Origin of the sequence: Actinomadura chokoriensis (assembly GCF_039529475.1) — a bacterium.
In the GTDB taxonomy this organism is placed as follows: Bacteria; Actinomycetota; Actinomycetes; order Streptosporangiales; family Streptosporangiaceae; genus Spirillospora; species Spirillospora bangladeshensis.
Map to the genome: position 1 here is coordinate 1 of NZ_BAAAMW010000032.1, position 18,500 is coordinate 18,500.

Genomic DNA, 18,500 nt, shown 5'->3' on the forward strand with positions numbered 1-18,500 from the left:
ACCATCGTCATCCTGTTCGCCCTCCAAGGCGACACCATCACCGGCCGGCCCACCGACGTCGCCCGCATCGCCCTGCCACTGCTGGCCTACTTCGCGCTCATGTGGGGCGGGTCCTTCGCTGTTGGACATGCCGTCCGGCTGCCCTACCCGCGCACCGCGACGCTCGCCTTCACCGCTGCGGGGAACAACTTCGAACTGGCCATCGCCGTCGCCATCGGCACCTTCGGCGTCACCTCCGGGCAGGCCCTGTCGGGCGTGGTCGGGCCGCTGATCGAGGTCCCGGTCCTGGTCGGGCTGGTGTACGTGTCGCTGTGGCTGCGTCGCCGATTCCAACCCGCCGGGCGGTGACCCGACGATGACCGTCACCGGCCTGCTCACCGCCGCCGACCGGCCCGGCCTCGAACAGCGAAGGAACGCCGATGCCTGATGAGGCTCGCTCTGCCAAGCCCAGTGTCCTGTTCGTCTGCGTGCACAATGCCGGACGCTCCCAGATGGCCGCCGCCTACCTCACCCACCTGGCAGGTGACCGGATCGACGTGCGCTCCGCCGGGTCCGCGCCCGCCGAGCAGGTCAACCCGGCGGTGGTCGAGGCGATGGCGGAGGAGGGCATCGACATCTCCGCCGAGACCCCCAAGATCCTCACCATCGACGCCGTCCAAGCCTCCGACGTGGTCATCACCATGGGATGCGGCGACACCTGCCCGGTCTTCCCCGGCAAGCGCTACCTGGACTGGACCCTCGACGACCCCGCCGGACAGGGCGTCGGCGCCGTCCGCCCGATCCGCGACGAAATCCGCAAGCGCATCGAAAACCTGGTCGGCGAGCTTCTAGCGGAGAAGTGAAGGGAAGGCGCACAGCCGGGCGCCGAGGAGCGGTGACGTCCCCGCAACGTGTCCTCTGCCCGGTCTGGCTGTCGCAGAGCGGGTCGTCACAACCCCGGCGGAGGCCGGGACGAGAGGCGGCAAGGCGAAGAGACCCGGGAGGTGGGTCAACCCTCCCTTCCGACACCAACCGGCAGTACACCCACGTGCCGCGCCGTTCACCCTCGATCAACCCGGCTTGGCGCAGCACGTTCAGGTGATGGGAGACGGTCGGCGCGGTGAGATCGAACGCGCCGGTCAGATGGTGCGCAGCAGGCGGGGCGGGTCACGTCTGCAAGCCGCCGCAGGGCTGGGTGGGCTAGCAGCAGGTGCTGTCCGTTGTGCCCTTCTCAGGGGCTTCGACGCCGATCGTGACCGGGACGGCGCTGGTGGTCGAGGCGGTTTGAGGAGTGCAGCAGGCCGATGCCTCGGCCTTCTCCAGGGTGTCGGCGTCGGCCTTGACCACGTAGACCTCCCACGGCTCGTTGCCGGGGCCGGTGACCCAGACCTTGTCCTGGAGCGCGTAGCAACAGGAGGTGTCGTTCTCCTCAAAGGTGGCCAGTCCTGCGGCCGCCAGGCGCTCGGCCGCGTCGGTGACCAGGGCGGAGTCCTCCACCTCCACTCCCAGGTGGTCCATGCGAGTGGCCTCCTCGTCCTTGCCCTCGGTCAGGACGAGCTTGAGCGGGGGCTCGGCGACGGCGAAGTTGGCGTAGCCGGGACGACGCTTGGCCGGCTCGGTGCCGAACAGCTTGGAGTAGAAGGCGATCGAGCCCTCCAGATCGGGGACGCGGAGCGCGAGCTGGACACGGGACATGAGCTTCCTCCTGGAGACTGAGCGGCTTCAGGGCCGGTCAGAAGCGAGGTACTCCGCCGCCGCGAGCGCAGCGGCGAGGTGACACCCCATCACGATCTCTTGATTAGATGCCTGTCTAATCACTCACCCTCAGCATGCCCCTGAACATAGATAGGTGTCAACTTAGAGAGTCATCTAATCAGGATTCCTGGCGAGAGCCACGGGAACTGCCCTCAGTCCTTAAAAGTGCTGTCAGAGGTCCGGTTCGTCCTGGGACGCCCCGCGCCGTCCGCCCCGACCTGCCCGCCCGAAGGAGACACCTGATGCCCGACTCCAGCACCGGCGATCCCGTCGAGGCCATCGTCGCGCGGTACTGCGGCCTGGCCCGGCTCCCCCTGGCGGGCGGCGTCTCACATGACGGTGCTACCTGCGGCGATGCCGACGGGTACCCGAGCGAGGACGGCATGCCCGAGGCCGCCCTGCGCGCCAGCCTGGGACTCTCGCCGTCGCCCGCGCCAACGCCGCCCAGGCCGGAGCCGCCAACGCGCACTTCCTCCACGGCCGCATCGAAGACATCCCGCTCCCTGATGCCAGCGTCCGACGTGGTCATCTCCAACTGCGTCATCAACCTTGCCGCGGACAAGCCCCGCGTCCTCGCCGAGCCTTCCGCGTCCTGCTGAACGCGGCCATCGTCCACGCCATCAACCCCGCCGACTAGGTCAGCCCAGGTTCAGCCCGAGCACGGGGAGAGGCTCGGCGGCGTTGAGCGCCGGGCCTGGGTTGTTGGGTCATGCCCGGTGTGGGAGGTCCCACAGGTGGAGGGTGGTCTGATCTTTGGAGACCGTGCACCAGGCGTCTTTTCCTGCTGACAGGGGAGGCCCCGAGACAGGGAAGGGGTAGACGACTGATCCTCGCAGGGCCATTGTGCGGGGGTTGATGAGCCAGTGGCGGGGGGCCTCGGCGTGGTGCTCGGTGCCGGCCACGGCGGTGTCGTCGTAGGGGAATGCCGCTTCGAAGTCCCAGCGGGCACGGTCGTCGCCCGGTGGAGGGGGTACGGCGTCCTGGGCGTTGAGTCGCCGTAGTTCCGTGCCGTCTTCGGCTTGGTGGAGGTAGAGGGCCCACTGGCCCGTGTCCGTCGTCAGGAAGTGCTCCCCGGACGGGCTCACCGCGAGGAAGACCTCCTCGACGAATCGCTGGACGGTGAGCTGCGTACCGTCCCAGCGTCCCCACAGCACGGGCGAAGTCTCCTCGCCCTCCGCGATGGACAGCCCCATGTACGCCGGATCGGGGTGAGGGAAGTGGAAGGAGCCCGACCCCACGGTCATCGTCGCGGCCCGGGCCAGCAGCGAGCCGTCGGCGGCGTCGAGGATCAGCCATTCCTCCTCGGTGTCGTGCCCGGTGTGGCTGCGGACGTGGGCCCACAGGACCTTGCCGTCGGCGGAGAAGGCCGCCGAGCCGCTGTCGGCGTGGCCGTGGTGGTAGTCGTCGGCGTACTCGGAGAACGAGGCATGGGCCGCCGTGCATACGGCGGCGGACCAGCAGCCGTGGCGGATCTCCCACAGCACGGCGCCGGTCGCATCCACGGCACGCAAGGCGTGCACGCCGGTGAACACGGCGACATCACCGGCGGGAGAGACCGCCACTGAGCCGTACCGGCGGGGCCACGGCGCGGGGAAGCGGGTCTCCGTCCCCGCCTCGTCCAGGTCGCGGACGGCCAGTTCGGTGTCCCCGCGCTGCACCAGCAGCCTGCGCCCCGGCCAGTGCAGGACCCGTGGGCCGTCCGCCGAGGCGGGGTCGAGCGGAGCGGCGGCGGTGGCCAGGAGACGGGCGCTGAACTGGGCGGCTCCCTCACGGGTGGCATCGGGCGTCACAGCCGCATGCTTTCACACCTGCCGGACGGTGCCTCCGGCCGGAACCCGCCCGCTGGCCGGTACGGATGTCGAGGTTCTGGTCGACTGTCGTCCGCGCCCCGAAGACCGGCCTGGCGTGGAGTCGGGGCGGGTCGGTATCGGCGGGCAAGCCCTCGGCCCGCGGCTCAGCCAATGGCGAGGGGTGTCTTGGTGAGGCGGATGGTGCCGTCGTCGCCGGGGCGGGGGGCCGGGCGGTATCCCTCGCTTTGGTAGAGCGCGATGTTGTTGCGGCTGCCTGCTCCCGTGGACAGCACGATGTGGCGGCAGGCCGGGTCGGCGGCGGCCTCGGCCTCGTGGAGCAGCCAGCGTCCCAGGCCGCGTCCTCGCAGGTCGGGGACGACGCCGAGGCGTCCCACGTGCCATTCGGTGTCGTCGCGGCGGGTCCGCACCATGCCGAGGAGGCGGCCGTCGCGCCAGAGACCGATCGCGTGCCAGTCCGCGAGCCATTCACGTACCTGCTCTACGGACTCGTGCAGTGCGGGGACGGTCAGGGGGTCGTTGGCGAGGGCCTCGTCGACCCAGCAGCACCGCTGCAGGACGGTCACTTCGGGAGCGTCGTCCGGCGTCAGCCGCCGCAGGTAGGAGCCGGGTTCGGGGCCGGCCTGCGAGGTGGGCCGCGCCCGTTCTCGCATCGGCCTCAGCGCGTGCGCGACCCGGACCAGTTCGTCCAGGACGCCGATCGCGGCCTGCCCGGCAGCGGCGGCGGGGCGCACGTGCCCGTCGCGCACGACGTCGGCGATGCGGAGCGCGACCGTGGCTCCCAGCGGTACCAGGCGCAGTGTGGTCACCACTTGCTTGGCGTGCTGCACCGCCCGCGTGCCCGCCGAGGTGTTGCCGTAGCTGATGAAACCGACCGGTTTCCACGCCCACTCGCTGGAGAGGTAGTCCAGCGCGTTCTTCAGCGACGCCGGCATCCCGTAGTTGTACTCCGGTGTCACGACGATGAGGCCGTCGACGGCGTCCACGATCGCGCTCCACCTGCGCGTGTGCTCGTGGCGGTACACGCCCGCGGACGGATGCTCCTCCTCGTCCAGGAACGGCAGGTCGAGGTCGGCCAGGGACAGCGGTACCAGTTCGGCGCCGAGTTCGGCGGCGCGGGGGGTGATCGTCTGGGTCAGCCATGTTCCCACCGCGGGGCCGAGGGCGCCGGGGCGGGTGCTGCACACCAGCACGAGGATGCGAACCTGTTTCGTTGACATGTAAATGAATCTAGGCGATAGGTTGTTTACATGTCAATGAACTCGTCGCAGGAATCCGTGCGCTGGCTGACCCCGGACGAGGAGCGGGCGTGGCGGGCCTTCCGCCGCATGATGATCGCCGTCCAGACCGGCACCGCGCGCGACCTGGCCCGGGTCGGTCTCTCCGAGCCCGACTACGAGGTCCTCAGCACGCTGTCGGAACGGCCGGACCACGCCGGCACCCTGCACGGCCAGGCCGCGAAGATGGGCTGGTCGCGCAGCCGCCTGTCCCGGCACGCCTCCCGCATGGAGACGCGCGGCCTCATCCGCCGCGTCCCCGACCCGGCCGACGGAAGAGGCTGCCTCCTCGTCCTCACCGAACACGGCCTGGACACCCTCACCGACGCCGCCCCCGCACACGTCGAATCAGTGCGCCACCACTTCATCGACCTTCTGACACCCGACGACCTCGCCGCCCTGGAACACATCGCCGCCAAGGTGAAGGCCCTGGACGAACTGCACCAGCCACCCCAGTCCTGACGCTGTCTGCTCGACCGTTCCGAAATCGGAACGGTGGGCACGGCGGCGGTCGGAACGGCTCCGTCCGCGGTGATCGCCGCACGCCGGCGTCTCCGTGCTCGGACGGTCCATAACCGAGATCGATGGAGCCGTGTATGACCACGGCGCGGATCCGGATCGCACACTGCGGGCGCAAGTTTCCCCTCGACCTCCGGGCCTGGGACCCCGGAGCCCCCGAATCCATCCGCTCCGAACGCGGATGTCTCCGAAGGAAACCCCCGTGAGAAACAGACGCAGATCTGTCAGATGCCTGCGGGTGCCGGCCGCCCTCCTCCTCGGTATCGGCCTCCTGGCCTCGCCCGCGAGCCCCGCGAACGCCGCCCCGAAACCGCCCCCCGCCAGTACTCGCGCCGATCAGGCGCCGCACGTACGGAAGTCCCCGCTCCCGGCCAAGGACCGTCCGCCGCTGTCGGCGGAGAAGGACGCGCTGAAGAGCAACTCGGAACAGCCGAAGAAGCCGCCCGAGCACGAGCGGCCGTCCATGAAGAGCGCGCCGAAGGCCAAGGCGGCGGCCGCCGCATGCAGCCCCGGTGATTTCACGAGCCGTTCCGGAAGCGCGCTGGTCCAGCAGGTCACGTCCTCGACGACCGACTGCATCAACACGCTGTTCAGCCTGACCGGCGGGGACGCCTACTACGCGTTCCGCGAGTCGCAGATGGTGACGATCGCCTACGCGCTCCGCGACAACGCGGTCTACTATCCGGGCGACAACAGCACGGGCACGGCCCAACTCGTGCTTTATCTGCGCGCCGGGTACTACGTCCAGTGGTACAACCCGTCGACCGTGGGGGCCTACGGGCAGTCGCTGAAGACGGCGATCCAATCCGGCCTGGACGCCTACTTCGGCAACTCGAAGTCCTCGGTGGTCAGCGACGCCAACGGCGAGGTCCTCGCCGAGGCGGTCACGCTGATCGACAGCGCCCAGGAGAACGCACGCTACCTCTATGTCGTCAAGCGGCTGCTGAACGGCTACACCAGTTCCTACGACGCCTACTGGTGGATGCTCAACGCGGTCAACAACGTCTACACGGTATTGTTCCGCGGCCACCAGGTGCCGGCGTTCGTCTCCGCGGTCCAGGCGGACCCGAGCGTCCTCGACACGCTCAACTCGTTCGCCGCGAACCACCTCGGCCTGCTCGGCACCGACCGCAGCTACCTGGCGTCCAACGCCGGACGCGAAATGGCCCGGTTCCTCCAGCACGCCCCACTCCAGGCCAAGGTCCGGCCCATGGCCAAGGGGCTGCTCGGCCAGAGCAGCATGACCGGCAAGACCGCGCCGCTGTGGGTCGGCATCGCCGAGATGACCGACTCCTACGACAAGGCCAACTGCTCGTACTACAACACGTGCGATCTGCAGCAGCGGCTGGCGCAGAACGTGCTGACCGTCAACCACACGTGCAGTTCCAGCATCAAGATCCGTGCGCAGGACATGACCGCGGGCCAGCTGTCGGACACCTGCGCCAGCCTGATGAACCAGGACGCCTACTTCCACGGCCTGGTGAAGGACGGCGGCAAGCCCGTCGCCAACGACAACAACACGACGATCGAGGTCTGCGTCTTCGATTCCAGCACCGACTACCAGACCTATGCCGGCGCCATGTTCGGAATCGACACCAACAACGGCGGCATGTACCTGGAGGGCGACCCGGCCGCTGCGGGGAACCAGCCGCGGTTCATCGCCTACGAGGCCGAATGGGTCCGCCCCGCGTTCCAGATCTGGAACCTCAACCACGAGTACACGCACTACCTCGACGGCCGGTTCGACATGTACGGCGACTTCAATTCCAACGTCGCCACGCCGACCATCTGGTGGATCGAGGGATTCGCCGAGTACGTCTCCTACTCCTACCGGAAGGTGACCAATGACTCGGCGATAGCCGAGGCCGCGAAGAACACCTACGCGCTCAGCACCCTGTGGGACACCACCTACAGCAACGACACGACCCGCATCTACTACTGGGGCTACCTGGCGGTGCGGTACATGTTCGAGAAACACCCCGGCGACATCGCCACTGTTCTCGGCTACTACCGGGCCGGCGACTGGAACGCCGCACGCACGTTCCTGACCGGCACGATCGGCGGCCGTTACGACGCCGACTGGTGGACGTGGCTCGCCGCGTGCGCGTCCGGCGCCTGCGCAGGGGGCGGTGGCGGCGGCAACCAGGCACCGACTGCGAAGTTCTCGGCAGCGGCGAACGGCCTGGCGGTGACCTTCACCGACCAGTCCACCGACGCCGACGGCACCATCGCGTCCCGCAGGTGGGACTTCGGCGACGGCACCGCCTCGACGTCGGCCGACCCGTCGCACACCTACGGCGCCGACGGCACCTACACCGTCTCGCTCACCGTCACCGACGACGCCGGCGCGACCGGCACCACGTCCCAGCGGATCGCCGTGTCCGCCGGGGGAGGCGGCGGGACGGCACCGGAATGCACCGGTTCCGACACGCGGCAGCTCGGCCGGAACTGCCAGCGCGGCAACCTGTCGGCGGCCAAGGGCGATCTCGCCTACCTGTACATCTACATCCCGTCCGGCACCCGGTCGATCACCATCACCTCGTCCGGCGGAACCGGTGACGCCGACCTCTACTACAACGCGAGCACGTGGGCCACATCGACGTCCTACACCCGGCGTTCCGCCAATGCCGGAAACGGTGAATCCCTGACCGTCTCCAACCCGCCGGCCGGCTACAACTACATCAGCCTCTACGGGAAGGAGGCGTTCAACGGCGCGGCCGTGAAGGTCGAGTACTGATCCGCCACCGCACCACAAAAGAGCCGGGGCCGGACCGCGTGGTCCGGCCCCGGCTCCGTTCCTAAGGCAATTCCGGGAAATGGCAGGCGACCTGGCGGCCGTTCACCTGGGCGAGCCGCGGCCGCTCGGTGCGGCACCGGTCCGCGGCCTTGAAGCACCGCGGGTGGAAGGGGCACCCGGCGGGCGGGTCGGCGGGGCTCGGCGGATCCCCGTGCAGGACGATCCGCTCCCGGGACCGCTCCGCCGCCGGGTCGGGGAGCGGGATCGCCGACAGCAGCGCCCTCGTGTAGGGATGCGCGGGCGAACCGTAGATCACGTCGCGCGCCCCGATCTCGACGATCCGGCCGAGGTACATCACCGCGACCCGGCGGCACACGTGCCGCACCACCGCCAGGTCGTGCGCGATGAACACGTACGCCACGTCGAGCTGCCGCTGCAGCCGGGCGAGCAGGTTGACGATCTGCGCCTGGATCGACACGTCGAGCGCCGACACCGGCTCGTCGGCGACGACGAGCCGGGGCCGGGTGATCAGCGCCCGCGCGATCCCGACCCGCTGCGCCTGGCCGCCGGAGAACTCGTGCGGGTACCGGTCGATGTGCTCGGCGCCGAGCCCGACGAGCTCCAGCATCTCCCGGACGCGGGGCCGCGGGTCCTCCGCTCCCCGCGCCCGCAGCGGCGCGGCCACGATCGAGCCGACCGTGTGCCGCGGGTTCAGCGAGGAGAACGGGTCCTGGAAGATGATCTGCAGGTCGCCGCGCAGCGGGCGCATCCGCCGCTGCGACAGCCCGGTGATGTCGCGCCCGTCGAACGTGATCCGCCCGGCGGTGGGGTCGAGCAGCCGGACGAGCATCCGCCCGGTGGTCGACTTCCCGCAGCCGGACTCGCCGACCAGGCCGAGCGTCTCCCCGGCCCGCACCTCCAGGTCGAGGCCGTCCACGGCCCGGACGGCGCCGCGCCGGGTGTGGAACGTCTTCGTCAGCCCGTCCAGGGTCAGCAGGGGCGTCACGAGGTCACCTTCTTCGTCGCCGTGAGGTGGCAGGCCGCCTGGTGGGACGTGCCCTCCAGGTCCGGGCGGACGGTCGCGCACACCGCGATCCGGTCGGGGCAGCGCGGCTGGAACGGGCACCCCGCCGCCGGAGTCAGCGGAGACGGCGGGGTGCCCGCGATCGGGGTCAGCTCACCGGCCGGGCCGGTGAGCCGGGGCAGCGAGCCGAGGAGCCCGCGCGTGTACGGATGCCGCGGCTCGGCGAACAGCGTGTCGGCGTCCGCCCGCTCCACGGCCCGTCCCGCGTACATGACCAGGACGTCGTCGGCGACCCGCGCGACCACCCCCAGATCATGGGTGATCATCAGCACGGCCAGGCCGCGCTCGCGCTGGACGCCGGCGATCAGCTCCAGGATCTGGGCCTGGACGGTCACGTCCAGCGCGGTGGTCGGCTCGTCGGCGATCAGCAGGTCCGGCTCGCACGCCAGCGCCATGGCGATCATGACGCGCTGCCGCATGCCGCCGGAGAACTGGTGCGGGTAGTCCCCGGCGCGCTCGCCCGGATCGGGGATCCCGACGTCGGCGAGCAGCCGCACGGCGTGCTCGTGCGCCGCCCGCCGGGACGCGCCGAAGTGCAGCCGCCGCGCCTCGGCGATCTGCTCGCCCACCCGGTAATGGGGGTGCAGCGACGACAGCGGGTCCTGGAAGACCATCGCGACGCGCCGGCCGCGCAGCGCGCGGATCTCCTCGCGGCGGGCGCCGACGACCTCGGTGCCGGCGACGTCGATCGACCCGGTCACCCGCGCCCCGTCGTGCAGCCCCATGATCGCGAGGCTGGTCACGGACTTGCCGGAGCCCGACTCGCCGACGATGCCGAGGGTGCGGCCCTCCTCCACGGTGAACGACAGCCCGTCCACCGCGCGCGCCGGCCCCCTCCGGGTGGTGAACTCGACGGTCAGGTCCTGGACGGTCAGCACGCTCATAGGTATCTCACCTGCGGGTCGAGCACGGCGTAGAGGAGGTCGACGAGGAGATTGGCGAACGTGATGAAGAACGCGGCCAGCAGCGCGACGCCCATCACGACCGGCTGGTCGGACTTCTCGATCGAGTCGATCGTGAGGCGGCCGAGCCCGGGCAGCCCGAACACGCTCTCGGTGATGACGGCGCCGCCGAGCAGCGCGCCGAGGTCCATGCCGAAGACGGTCAGGACGGGGGTGAGCCCTGCCCGGAGCCCGTGCTTGGTGACGACCGTCCGCTCGGGCAGGCCCTTGGCGCGGGCCGTCCGGATGTACGGCTCGGCCATGGTCTCCACCATCGACGCCCGCGACAGGCGTGCGTACATCGCTGCATAGAGCAGAGCGAGGGCGACCCAGGGCAGGATGAGGTTCTTCACCCAGCCGATGGGGTCCTCGCCGATCGGCACGTAGCTGGAGTAAGGCAGCAGGCCGCCGATCTGGACGACGAGGACCGTCAGCGCCATGGCCGTGAAGTAGATCGGCAAGGACGCGGACGTGAGCGTGCCGACCATCATCGCCCGGTCGAGGAGCGAGTCCTTGCGCAGTGCCGAGACGACCCCGACCGTGACTCCGCCCACGAGCCACAGGACGGCCGCGCCGATCCCGATCGACACGGTGGTGGGGAGCCGCTGCATCATCAGATCCCAGACCGGGATGTTGTTCTGGTACGAGAACCCGAGGCACGGGAAGTGGCACTGGACGGCCAGTCCCCCCGACCCGTAGGTGCGCCCGGCGAAGATGCCGGCCAGGTACTCGGTGAACTGCCGCCAGAGCGGCCGGTCCAGCCCCATCTGGTGGTGGAGCATGGCGAGCCGTTCCGGGGTGCACGACTTCCCGCACGCCTGGAGCGCCGGATCGGCCGGGAACACGTAGAAGATCACGAACGTGACCGCGCAGATGACGAGCAGGACGCCGGCGACCCCGGCGAGGCGCAGCGCGATGTACCGGATCACCGGCCGCCTCCGCGCGGGTCGAGGGCGTCGCGGAACGCGTCGCCGAGCAGCGTGAACGCCAGCACGGTCAGCAGCAGGCAGACGCCGGGCACCACGAAGAACGTCGGGTCGACCTGGTACCAGTCGATCGCCTTGGCCATCATCTGCCCCCAGGACGAATCGGGCGGACGGACGCCGATGCCGAGGAACGACAGCGCCGCCTCCGTGCCGATGTTGACCGGGACGGTGAGCGTCGCGAAGACCAGCACCGGGGCGAGCAGGTTGGGCAGCACCTCGCGGAACACGATCCGGCCGCGCGGCATCCCGGCCGCCCGCGCGGCCTCCACGAACTCCCGGTTGCGCAGCGACAGCGTCTGCCCGCGCACGATCCGGCCTATGTAGGGCCAGCCGAAGAACCCCATGACGGACACCAGTTCGAGCTTCCGGTTGGCGTCCGGCAGCACCGACACCAGCGCGATCATGAAGATGAGGTGCGGGAAGGACAGGACGAGGTCCATGACGCGGCTGATGAGCGCGTCCACCCTGCCGCCGGCGAAGCCCGCGGTGAGCCCGAGCACGGTGCCGACCGCGGTGGACACCAGGGTCGCCGCGACCGAGATCAGCAGCGAGACGCGGGCGCCGTAGACCATGCGGCTGAACACGTCCCGTCCGGTGCCGGGCTCGGCGCCCAGCCAGAAGTCGCCGTCGATGCCGCCGAACGCGCCCTTGGGCGCACCCGCGAGCGCCGTGTCGATCTTCTCGGGGTGGAACTCGTTCGGGCCGTGCCCGCTGAGCGCGGTGAGCAGCGGGGCGGCGAGCGCCATCAGCACGAACAGCGCGATGATCGCCAGCCCGGCGAGGGCAGCCGGGTCGCGGCGCAGGCGCCCGCCGGCCGGCCGCCACGGCGGCCGGCCGGCGGGTGCCGGGACGCTGCCCGCCGCCTCGGTGAGGGGCGGGGCGCTCACCCCTTGACCCCGATGGCGGCGAAGTCGAACTCGCCCTCCCAGATGGGGTGGCCGAACGCGCCGGTGACCTTCGAGCCGTGCAGCAGCGGCAGCTTGTCGTGGATCAGCGGGACCATCGGCGACAGCTGCATCAGCTCCCGGTCGAGGGCCTGCCACCGCGCCGGGTCGTTCGCCTTCACCGCCGCGCGGATCTTCTCGTTGATCCCCTTGTCGTCCATCTGGGAGACGACGGTGTTGCCCTTCGGCGCGATGTTGCCCCCGTCGAAGAGCGGCGGGATGAACGAGGCGGCGGACGGGTAGTCGGCGCACCACCCGTAGAAGACCATCTCGTCCTCCTTCTGGATGTCGCCGATCGTGTCGTAGTAGACGCTCTTGGCGACCGAGTTGATCTTCGCCTTCACGCCGACCCGGGCCAGCGCCTGCTGCACCGCCTCGGCCTCGGCCTTGCCCTGCTCGGTGCTGGTGGTGGTCAGGTCGATCGAGAAGCCGCCGCCCTTGCCCGCGGCCGCGAGCAGCTGCCTCGCCTTGGCCGGGTCGCCGTTCGGCGGCACCTGGAGGACGTCCTGCGGCCGCCCGCCGGTCATCGCCGGCGGGAGGTAGGAGCCGGCCGGCTCGCCGACGCCGCTGCCGCCGTGCGCGGTGCGGTACGCCTCCTTGTCGATCGCGTACTGCATCGCCCGGCGGACCTCCGGGTCGTCGAACGGCGGCTTGGCCGTGTTCAGCCCGAGGAACCGCGTGCACAGGCTGGTCGCGCCGACGAACCGCTTCCTGACGTCCGGCCGGGTGAGGATGCGCGGCATGCTCGCCGGCGCGACGCCGTAGAGGGTGACGGCCCGCTGGTCCTTGCCCTGGTCGGCGATCAGGCGCTGGTCGATGCTCGTCTGCGCCAGCCCCTCCTCGACGACGATCTCGTCCGGTCTCGCCTGGCGCACGCCGTCGGTGGCCTTGCTCCAGTGGGGGTTCCTGACCAGCGACAGCCTCTTGCCGCGGTCATAGGACTCCACCTTGTAGGGACCGGACGAGAAGGGCCGGTTGTCGTAGTTGACGCCCGTGTCCTCGGCTTTCGGGACGGGCGCGAACGTCGGCAGCGTCGTGATCTTAGGCCAGTCCATGGACGGTTCCCTGAGGTGGAACACGATGGTCCGGTCGTCCGGCGTGTCGATGGAGTCGAGACCGTCCTCGTCCTTGTAGGGGCCCTTGTACTCGTCTCCGCCCATCAGCATCGTCCGGGCGTATCCGGGGCCTTCCGGCAGATCCGGGGCGAAGGAGCGCTCCACGCCGTACTTGACGTCGGCGCTGGTCACGGGGGAGCCGTCCTCGAACTTCAGGCCCGGCTTGAGGTGGAAAGTCCATGTCCTGCCGTTGTCGGATGTGCTCCCGGTGTCCGTCGCCATGTCCGGGACGACCTCGGTGCCCGCCTGGCCGGGCGCGGCGGCGTACGTCGTCAGCGTCCGGTAGAGCAGCCGGGTGCCGAAGTCCATCGCGAACATCACGTAGTTGCGCTGCGGGTCCAGGTGGGCGAAGTCCTGCGTGTAGAGGACGGTGAGGGTGCCCCCGGACGTGCCGGCGGGCGCGTCGTCCCCCGATCCGCAGGCGGACGGCCCGCCCGCGGCGGCGAGCGACAGGGCGAGGGCGAAGAAGGTCCGTACCGGACGTCTCATGGCATCTCCGTGCATTGTCAGGCGGAGTGCAATATAAAATAGTACTGTGCAATTGCACTGCAACCGCCGTTACCGAATCTCCACATCCGGGAACTCGCACATGGACGACCGCTTCACCACGGGCAGCCACGACCTGCCCGTGTCCGAGACCCTCGCCGCCTTCATGACCCGGGACTGGGCCGCCTCCGGCACGCCGCCCCCCGCCCGCGCGACCGTGGCGCCGTACGCGCGCAAGCGCCGCGCCGCCCTGTCCGCGCTCTTCCCCGGCGTGCGTCTGGTCCTGCCCGCCGGGCCGCCCAAAGTCCGCAGCAACGACTGCGACCACCGGTACCGCCCGCACACCGCCTACGCCCACCTCACCGGGGACACCGCCGCCGACACCGGGACCGGCGCCGTCCTCGTGATGGAGCCGACCGCCGGCGGGCACGACGCCGTCCTCTACCACCGCCCCCGGTCCTCGCGCGATGACGGCGGCTTCTACCGCGACCGCCGGAACGGGGAGTTCTGGGTCGGCCCCCGGGCCTCCCTCCGCGAGACGGAGGAGAGGCTGGAGATCACCTGCGCGCCCCTCGACGACCTCGGCGAGGCGCTGCGCGGGCACGGCCCGACCCGCGCGATCCGCGCCGTGGACCCGGAGGTGGACCGGGCCGTTCCGGTGACGGACCCGCGGCTCGACCAGGAGCTCGCCGCCTGCGCCGCGGAGCTGCGCCTGGTCAAGGACGACTGGGAGGTCGCCCAGATCCAGGCCGCCGTCGACCACACCGTGGCCGCGTTCACGCAGGTCGCCGCGGGACTGCCGCAGGTCACCGGGGTGCCGCGCGGGGAGCGCTGGGTGGAGGGCACGTTCGAGCGGGTCGCGCGGATCGAGGGCAACGGCGTCGGCTACGAGACCATCGCCGCGTCCGGCGCGCATGCCTGCGTGCTGCACTGGACGCGCAACGACGGCACGCTGCGCCTCGGCGAGCTGCTCCTGCTCGACGCCGGGGTGGAGACCGACACGCTCTACACCGCCGACATCACCCGCACCCTTCCGATCAGCGGCTGGTTCACGCCGCGCCAGCGCCAGGTGTACGACCTCGTCTACCACGCGCAGGAGGCCGGCCTGGCCGCCGTCCGCCCCGGTGCCCGCTTCCGCGACTTCCACATGGCCGCGATGCGCGTCATCGCGGAGGGCCTGGCGGAGTGGGGCGTGCTGCGGAGCGCGGACGAGGCGCTCGACCCCGCGTCGGGCGTCTACCGGCGCTACACCCTCTGCAGTAGCGGGCACATGCTCGGCATGGACGTCCACGACTGCGCGGCCGCGCGCGCGTCGCAGTACCTCGACGGGGTGCTGCGGCCCGGCCACGTCCTCACCGTCGAACCGGGCCTCTACCTCCAGCCGGACGACCTGACGCTCCCGCCGGAGCTGCGGGGCATCGGCGTCCGGCTGGAGGACGACGTGCTCGTGACCGGGGAGGGGGCGCGCCTGATGTCGGCGGGCCTCCCGCGCCACCCGGAGGAGCTCGAGTTCTGGATGCGGTCGCTCGGCTAGGAGCGCCGCCCACGGGAGCGGCACTCAGCGCCCTTGTTGGGGCCGGGGCAGCAGGGTAGGGCTCAGTCCCGGGAGCGTCTCATGTGCTCCAGGTGCCGCGTCATGATCTCCTGTGCGCGGTCGGCGTCCCCGGCGACCAGGGCGTCCAGGAGGAATGCGTGCTCCTCGGCCGACGCCGCCAGGTCGCCGGCCGCGGCGGGCGCGGCCAGCCCGTACATGCGGGACCGGGCGCGCAGATCCAGGACCGTGCGGACGAGCATCCGGTTGCCGGTCAGTTCGAGCAGCGCGGTATGGAACCGGCGGTCGGCGTCCAGGAACCGGATCAGGTCGCCGTCGGCGGCGGCCGCGGCGGCCTCCTCGATCAGGGTCCGCAGCGACGGCCGGACCGCCTCCGGCACGTTCCCGGCCAGCCGCGTGATCGCGGGAACCTCGACCAGTTCCCTGATCTCGGTCAGCTCGGCGAGATCCCGGTCCGACAGCGGTACGACCCGGAAACCGCGATTGCGGACGGCCTCGAAGAGCCCGTCCCGGACGAGGTCGATCATCGCCTCGCGGACGGGGGTGGGGGAGATCCCGAACTCGTCCGCCAGCGCGGGGGCCGAGTAGACCACCCCCGGCGTCAGCTTGCCGCCGGCCAGCGCGCCGCGCAGCGCATCGGCGACCTGCCCGCGCAGACTGCTGTGACCGCCCAGGTCCGGCAGCCCGACCACGGCATCGGCCACCGCATCCATACACCCTCCTCAACCACGATCAGGATACCGGTCCGCGTCACGGGCCCGGCCGGGTGTGCGGAGCGGCGGGGGCGGCTTCACCCCCGGGTCACAGCAGCGGGTGCACGTGGGGGTGGGCGTGCCACCACGTCCCGAAGGCCGGGTGGCTGTCGGCGTGCTCCACGAAGGCGGCCGCGAGCCCGCGGTAGAGGGCCGCCGCGTCGTCGTCGCCCAGGCGGTCCCGGCGCCAGGCCACGACCAGCCTCGCGACCTGCGGCTCTCCCGTGAGCGGCCGGACGACCGTGCCGGGCTGCGGCGGCCAGGACGGGTCCACCAAGCGTATCCCGTGCCCGGCCGCGACCAGCGGGCAGGCCGCTCCGCTCGGCGCCTCGTAGCGCACGATCGGCTCGAAGCCGGCGGCGCGGCAGGACGCCCGCAGCGAGGCGAGGGAGCCGTCGTCGGCACCGGGCGGCGCCACCCAGGACTCCTCCTTCAGGTCGACCAGGTCGATCTCCTCCCGCCCGGCGAGCGGATGGTCCGCCGAGAGGGCGACGAAGATCGGGAACCTGGGCACCAGCGTTCGGCTGACCACCGGGGCGCGCAGCGGGACGTCGAAGCCCTCCATGATCCCGAGCAGGGCGGCGTCCAGCTGCCCCCTGGCAAGGGCGTCGCCGAGCAGCGCCGAGGACGGCTCGATGCGCAGCGAGACCTCGCGGCCGGGGAGCGCGTCGCCCACCCGGGCGACGATGCTCCCCACGCAGGCGAGATGGACGGAGCCGAGCGCGAGGGCCGCGTCCTCGGCCGCGGACGGCCGCAGATCGCCGAACAGGGTGTCGAGTTCCGCCAGGACCGTCCGCGCCCGGCTGATGACCTGCCGGCCCAGCGGCGTCGGTTCCAGGCCGGACCGGCTGCGCGTGAACAGATCACCGCCGACGATGCCCTCGACCCTGCGGAGCTGGTTGGACATCGCGGGCTGCGACATTCCCATCCGGGCCGCGGCCCGGGTCACACTTCCCGTTTCGGCCATCGCGCACACCATGCGCAGATGACTGATATCGAGGTCCATAGCCGGAAATTATGCATCAGCTGATGACGCCCGGCGGAGGTTCGCGGCCATACTTCCGGTACTCCTTCGACGAAGCGAGCGACGCCGCCGGGAGAGGTCCTCCTCACCGCCCCTCTCCCGGCGGCCGAGGGTGCGCGTCCGGTGATTCCCCTGGGAGCGATCGATATGGACCGACCGCGGACGGCCGCGAAGGAGTGCTCCCCGCCGGACGGCCGCTTGCGCGAGGGCGCCTTCCCCGCCTGGCCGCTACCGCCCGGCCCGAGGGCCGCGGGCACGGCGCGGGCGATCGTCCGCTCGGTCTTCGCCGAGCTGGGCGTGGCTCCGGCCGCGATCGGCAGCCCGACGCATGCGGAGGGCGCGGCCTCCTCATCGTGGACACGCTGACGGCGGAGGCCGGCGGACGCTGGGGCGTCCACCCGAGCAGGTCCAGGCTCGGGCCCGAGCCGGTGCCCGGCAAGGCCGTCTACGTCACCGTCCCGATTCCGGGGACGAGCACGGCGCCGCCGGATCCGCCGCCGCGGCCCGTGCACGAGCGCGTCCGCGCGCTCGCGTGCGCGCGGGCTGCGGCCCTGCGTCTCACTCGGTACCGAGGCGACGGTCGTCCACTTCCCCGCCGGCCTCTGGGTCTGGGTGAAGGGCGAGTCGCTGCTGTACGAGCGGCCGGGACACGGCGTCGTCCGGCACCCGGTGTCGGACGTGGTCGAGGTGGTCGAGCAGATCGTCCGGCACACCGAGGAACTCGCCCCGCGGGCGTCGCCGCATCCCGCACCGTCGTGGGACCTGCACTGAACGCGCGCTCGCGCGGGGGCCGCGGCGCGAGCGCCTAGCGGTGTTCGGGGCGGTCGGCCCAGATGCCGCGGATATGGCGCAGGTGGTGGTGCATGAGGGCCTCGGTGCCCGCCGCGTCGCCGTCGGCCATGGCGTCCAGCAGCTGCTCGTGCTCCCGGGCGGACGGCTCGAGTTCGCCGCGCTCCGCCAGCCGCGGCACCCCGTAGAGCCGGGACCTGTAGCGCAGCTCGCTCACCAGCCGGACCATGTGGGCGTTGCCGCTCAGTTCGAGGATCGCGAGATGGAAACGGTGGTCGGCGTCGATGTAGGCGAGGACGTCCCGCCGCCCGGCCGCCGCCACGATCGCCTCGGCGAGGGGCCGCAGCGCGTCGACGTCCTCGCTGCGGCAGGTCTCCGCGACCCGCACGACGGTGGGGATCTCGATGAGGGCCCGCACCTCGGTGATCTCGTCCAGGTCCCGGTCGGACAGCTCGGTGACGCGGAACCCCTTGTTGCGGACGGCCTCGACCAGCCCTTCCCGGGCCAGATCGATCATCGCCTCCCGGACCGGGGTGGCCGACACCCCGAACCGCTCGGCGAGCGCGGGGGCGGAGTACACCACGCCCGGCCTCATCTCGCCGCTCACGATCGCCGCCCGGAGCGCGTGGGCGACCTGGACCCGCACGCTCCTCCGCGGGCCGGGGGACGGCAGGTTCAGCATCGGTCCCGTGGCTCCCTCCGTGAGGAGAATCCCCGTCGGCGAGACGGCCGATTCACCGGTGCCATGTAGT

19 protein-coding genes and 1 pseudogene are annotated in these 18,500 nt (G+C 71.2%); 8 read left to right on the forward strand and 12 right to left on the reverse strand.

Features of this window, described 5'->3' with window-relative positions:
* Both ABFX46_RS38820 and ABFX46_RS38825 read left to right on the forward strand, forming a co-directional pair.
* Nucleotides 1–348: arsenic resistance protein (locus ABFX46_RS38820; protein WP_428831362.1), on the forward strand; the 348-nt coding region annotated here is incomplete at its 5' end.
* 71 nt (nucleotides 349–419) lie between these two features.
* Nucleotides 420–842, forward strand: coding sequence for an arsenate reductase ArsC (locus ABFX46_RS38825; protein WP_346048999.1), 423 nt, complete (start codon nucleotides 420–422; stop codon nucleotides 840–842).
* Between the two features lie 157 nt (nucleotides 843–999).
* Here the strand turns inward: ABFX46_RS38825 and ABFX46_RS38830 are convergent.
* Both ABFX46_RS38830 and ABFX46_RS38835 read right to left on the reverse strand, forming a co-directional pair.
* A pseudogene (locus ABFX46_RS38830) lies at nucleotides 1,000–1,122 on the reverse strand (ArsR/SmtB family transcription factor); the annotation flags it as partial.
* Nucleotides 1,123–1,179: 57 nt separating this feature from the next.
* Nucleotides 1,180–1,674, reverse strand: a complete 495-nt coding sequence (locus ABFX46_RS38835) for an ArsI/CadI family heavy metal resistance metalloenzyme (RefSeq protein WP_346049000.1) — start codon at nucleotides 1,672–1,674, stop codon at nucleotides 1,180–1,182.
* Nucleotides 1,675–1,976: 302 nt separating this feature from the next.
* Here ABFX46_RS38835 and ABFX46_RS38840 point away from each other — a divergent pair, with 302 nt between their 5' ends.
* Nucleotides 1,977–2,333, forward strand: coding sequence for a hypothetical protein (locus ABFX46_RS38840; protein WP_346049001.1), 357 nt, complete (start codon nucleotides 1,977–1,979; stop codon nucleotides 2,331–2,333).
* A 108-nt stretch (nucleotides 2,334–2,441) separates the two neighbouring features.
* Here ABFX46_RS38840 and ABFX46_RS38845 read toward each other — a convergent pair whose 3' ends face one another.
* The gene (locus ABFX46_RS38845) at nucleotides 2,442–3,524 is read right to left on the reverse strand and encodes a hypothetical protein (protein ID WP_346049002.1); all 1,083 of its coding nucleotides are present in this window, start codon (nucleotides 3,522–3,524) and stop codon (nucleotides 2,442–2,444) included.
* 164 nt (nucleotides 3,525–3,688) lie between these two features.
* Entirely contained in the window at nucleotides 3,689–4,762 is a 1,074-nt protein-coding gene (locus ABFX46_RS38850) for a GNAT family N-acetyltransferase (RefSeq protein ID WP_346049003.1), read from the reverse strand.
* Nucleotides 4,763–4,792: 30 nt separating this feature from the next.
* Here ABFX46_RS38850 and ABFX46_RS38855 point away from each other — a divergent pair, with 30 nt between their 5' ends.
* Nucleotides 4,793–5,281, forward strand: a complete 489-nt coding sequence (locus ABFX46_RS38855; protein ID WP_346049004.1) for a MarR family winged helix-turn-helix transcriptional regulator — start codon at nucleotides 4,793–4,795, stop codon at nucleotides 5,279–5,281.
* A 295-nt stretch (nucleotides 5,282–5,576) separates the two neighbouring features.
* Nucleotides 5,577–8,075, forward strand: a complete 2,499-nt coding sequence (locus tag ABFX46_RS38860; protein WP_346049005.1) for a collagenase — start codon at nucleotides 5,577–5,579, stop codon at nucleotides 8,073–8,075.
* Between the two features lie 61 nt (nucleotides 8,076–8,136).
* Here ABFX46_RS38860 and ABFX46_RS38865 read toward each other — a convergent pair whose 3' ends face one another.
* The 5 genes from ABFX46_RS38865 to ABFX46_RS38885 are packed head-to-tail and all read right to left on the reverse strand — an operon-like array spanning nucleotide 8,137 to nucleotide 13,634.
* A complete protein-coding gene (locus ABFX46_RS38865) occupies nucleotides 8,137–9,081 on the reverse strand; it encodes an ABC transporter ATP-binding protein (protein WP_346049006.1) in 945 nt (314 codons plus the stop codon).
* The gene (locus tag ABFX46_RS38870) at nucleotides 9,078–10,043 is read right to left on the reverse strand and encodes an ABC transporter ATP-binding protein (RefSeq protein ID WP_346049007.1); all 966 of its coding nucleotides are present in this window, start codon (nucleotides 10,041–10,043) and stop codon (nucleotides 9,078–9,080) included. Before ABFX46_RS38870 ends, ABFX46_RS38865 begins: the two co-directional genes overlap by 4 nt.
* Nucleotides 10,040–11,029 (reverse strand): ABC transporter permease, encoded by a 990-nt coding sequence (locus tag ABFX46_RS38875; RefSeq protein WP_346049008.1) that lies wholly within the window; start codon nucleotides 11,027–11,029, stop codon nucleotides 10,040–10,042. The genes ABFX46_RS38870 and ABFX46_RS38875 overlap by 4 nt, the downstream gene beginning before the upstream one ends.
* The gene (locus tag ABFX46_RS38880) at nucleotides 11,026–11,973 is read right to left on the reverse strand and encodes an ABC transporter permease (RefSeq protein ID WP_346049009.1); all 948 of its coding nucleotides are present in this window, start codon (nucleotides 11,971–11,973) and stop codon (nucleotides 11,026–11,028) included. Before ABFX46_RS38880 ends, ABFX46_RS38875 begins: the two co-directional genes overlap by 4 nt.
* Nucleotides 11,970–13,634: an ABC transporter substrate-binding protein gene (locus ABFX46_RS38885; protein ID WP_346049010.1), complete on the reverse strand. Its 1,665-nt coding sequence runs from the start codon at nucleotides 13,632–13,634 to the stop codon at nucleotides 11,970–11,972. The genes ABFX46_RS38880 and ABFX46_RS38885 overlap by 4 nt, the downstream gene beginning before the upstream one ends.
* A 100-nt stretch (nucleotides 13,635–13,734) precedes the next feature.
* Here ABFX46_RS38885 and ABFX46_RS38890 point away from each other — a divergent pair, with 100 nt between their 5' ends.
* Nucleotides 13,735–15,165, forward strand: coding sequence for an aminopeptidase P family protein (locus tag ABFX46_RS38890; RefSeq protein ID WP_346049011.1), 1,431 nt, complete (start codon nucleotides 13,735–13,737; stop codon nucleotides 15,163–15,165).
* A 62-nt stretch (nucleotides 15,166–15,227) separates the two neighbouring features.
* Here the strand turns inward: ABFX46_RS38890 and ABFX46_RS38895 are convergent, their stop codons facing one another.
* Both ABFX46_RS38895 and ABFX46_RS38900 read right to left on the reverse strand, forming a co-directional pair.
* On the reverse strand, nucleotides 15,228–15,896 hold the full coding sequence (locus ABFX46_RS38895) for a GntR family transcriptional regulator (RefSeq protein ID WP_346049012.1): 669 nt from the start codon (nucleotides 15,894–15,896) through the stop codon (nucleotides 15,228–15,230).
* 88 nt (nucleotides 15,897–15,984) lie between these two features.
* Nucleotides 15,985–16,941 (reverse strand): LysR family transcriptional regulator, encoded by a 957-nt coding sequence (locus tag ABFX46_RS38900; protein WP_346049013.1) that lies wholly within the window; start codon nucleotides 16,939–16,941, stop codon nucleotides 15,985–15,987.
* 165 nt (nucleotides 16,942–17,106) lie between these two features.
* On the opposite strand from ABFX46_RS38900, the gene ABFX46_RS38905 reads away from it, so the two are divergent.
* Entirely contained in the window at nucleotides 17,107–17,325 is a 219-nt protein-coding gene (locus ABFX46_RS38905; protein WP_346049014.1) for a hypothetical protein, read from the forward strand.
* 246 nt (nucleotides 17,326–17,571) lie between these two features.
* Complete coding sequence (locus tag ABFX46_RS38910) at nucleotides 17,572–17,730, forward strand: hypothetical protein (RefSeq protein WP_346049015.1); 159 nt, start codon at nucleotides 17,572–17,574, stop codon at nucleotides 17,728–17,730.
* A 34-nt stretch (nucleotides 17,731–17,764) separates the two neighbouring features.
* Here the strand turns inward: ABFX46_RS38910 and ABFX46_RS38915 are convergent, their stop codons facing one another.
* Nucleotides 17,765–18,430, reverse strand: coding sequence for a GntR family transcriptional regulator (locus ABFX46_RS38915; RefSeq protein ID WP_346049016.1), 666 nt, complete (start codon nucleotides 18,428–18,430; stop codon nucleotides 17,765–17,767).
* Nucleotides 18,431–18,500: the final 70 nt, after the last annotated feature.

What these genes read in the sequence shown, in the direction of transcription:
- ABFX46_RS38825 (WP_346048999.1), top strand. Translation starts at nt 420, where the DNA reads ATGCCTGATGAGGCTCGCTCTGCCAAGCCCAGTGTCCTGTTCGTCTGC.
- ABFX46_RS38835 (WP_346049000.1), bottom strand. Translation starts at nt 1,674, where the DNA reads ATGTCCCGTGTCCAGCTCGCGCTCCGCGTCCCCGATCTGGAGGGCTCG.
- ABFX46_RS38840 (WP_346049001.1), top strand. Translation starts at nt 1,977, where the DNA reads ATGCCCGACTCCAGCACCGGCGATCCCGTCGAGGCCATCGTCGCGCGG.
- ABFX46_RS38850 (WP_346049003.1), bottom strand. Translation starts at nt 4,762, where the DNA reads ATGTCAACGAAACAGGTTCGCATCCTCGTGCTGGTGTGCAGCACCCGC.
- ABFX46_RS38855 (WP_346049004.1), top strand. Translation starts at nt 4,793, where the DNA reads ATGTCAATGAACTCGTCGCAGGAATCCGTGCGCTGGCTGACCCCGGAC.
- ABFX46_RS38870 (WP_346049007.1), bottom strand. Translation starts at nt 10,043, where the DNA reads ATGAGCGTGCTGACCGTCCAGGACCTGACCGTCGAGTTCACCACCCGG.
- ABFX46_RS38885 (WP_346049010.1), bottom strand. Translation starts at nt 13,634, where the DNA reads ATGAGACGTCCGGTACGGACCTTCTTCGCCCTCGCCCTGTCGCTCGCC.
- ABFX46_RS38890 (WP_346049011.1), top strand. Translation starts at nt 13,735, where the DNA reads ATGGACGACCGCTTCACCACGGGCAGCCACGACCTGCCCGTGTCCGAG.
- ABFX46_RS38895 (WP_346049012.1), bottom strand. Translation starts at nt 15,896, where the DNA reads ATGGATGCGGTGGCCGATGCCGTGGTCGGGCTGCCGGACCTGGGCGGT.
- ABFX46_RS38900 (WP_346049013.1), bottom strand. Translation starts at nt 16,941, where the DNA reads ATGGACCTCGATATCAGTCATCTGCGCATGGTGTGCGCGATGGCCGAA.
- ABFX46_RS38905 (WP_346049014.1), top strand. Translation starts at nt 17,107, where the DNA reads ATGGACCGACCGCGGACGGCCGCGAAGGAGTGCTCCCCGCCGGACGGC.
- ABFX46_RS38915 (WP_346049016.1), bottom strand. Translation starts at nt 18,430, where the DNA reads ATGCTGAACCTGCCGTCCCCCGGCCCGCGGAGGAGCGTGCGGGTCCAG.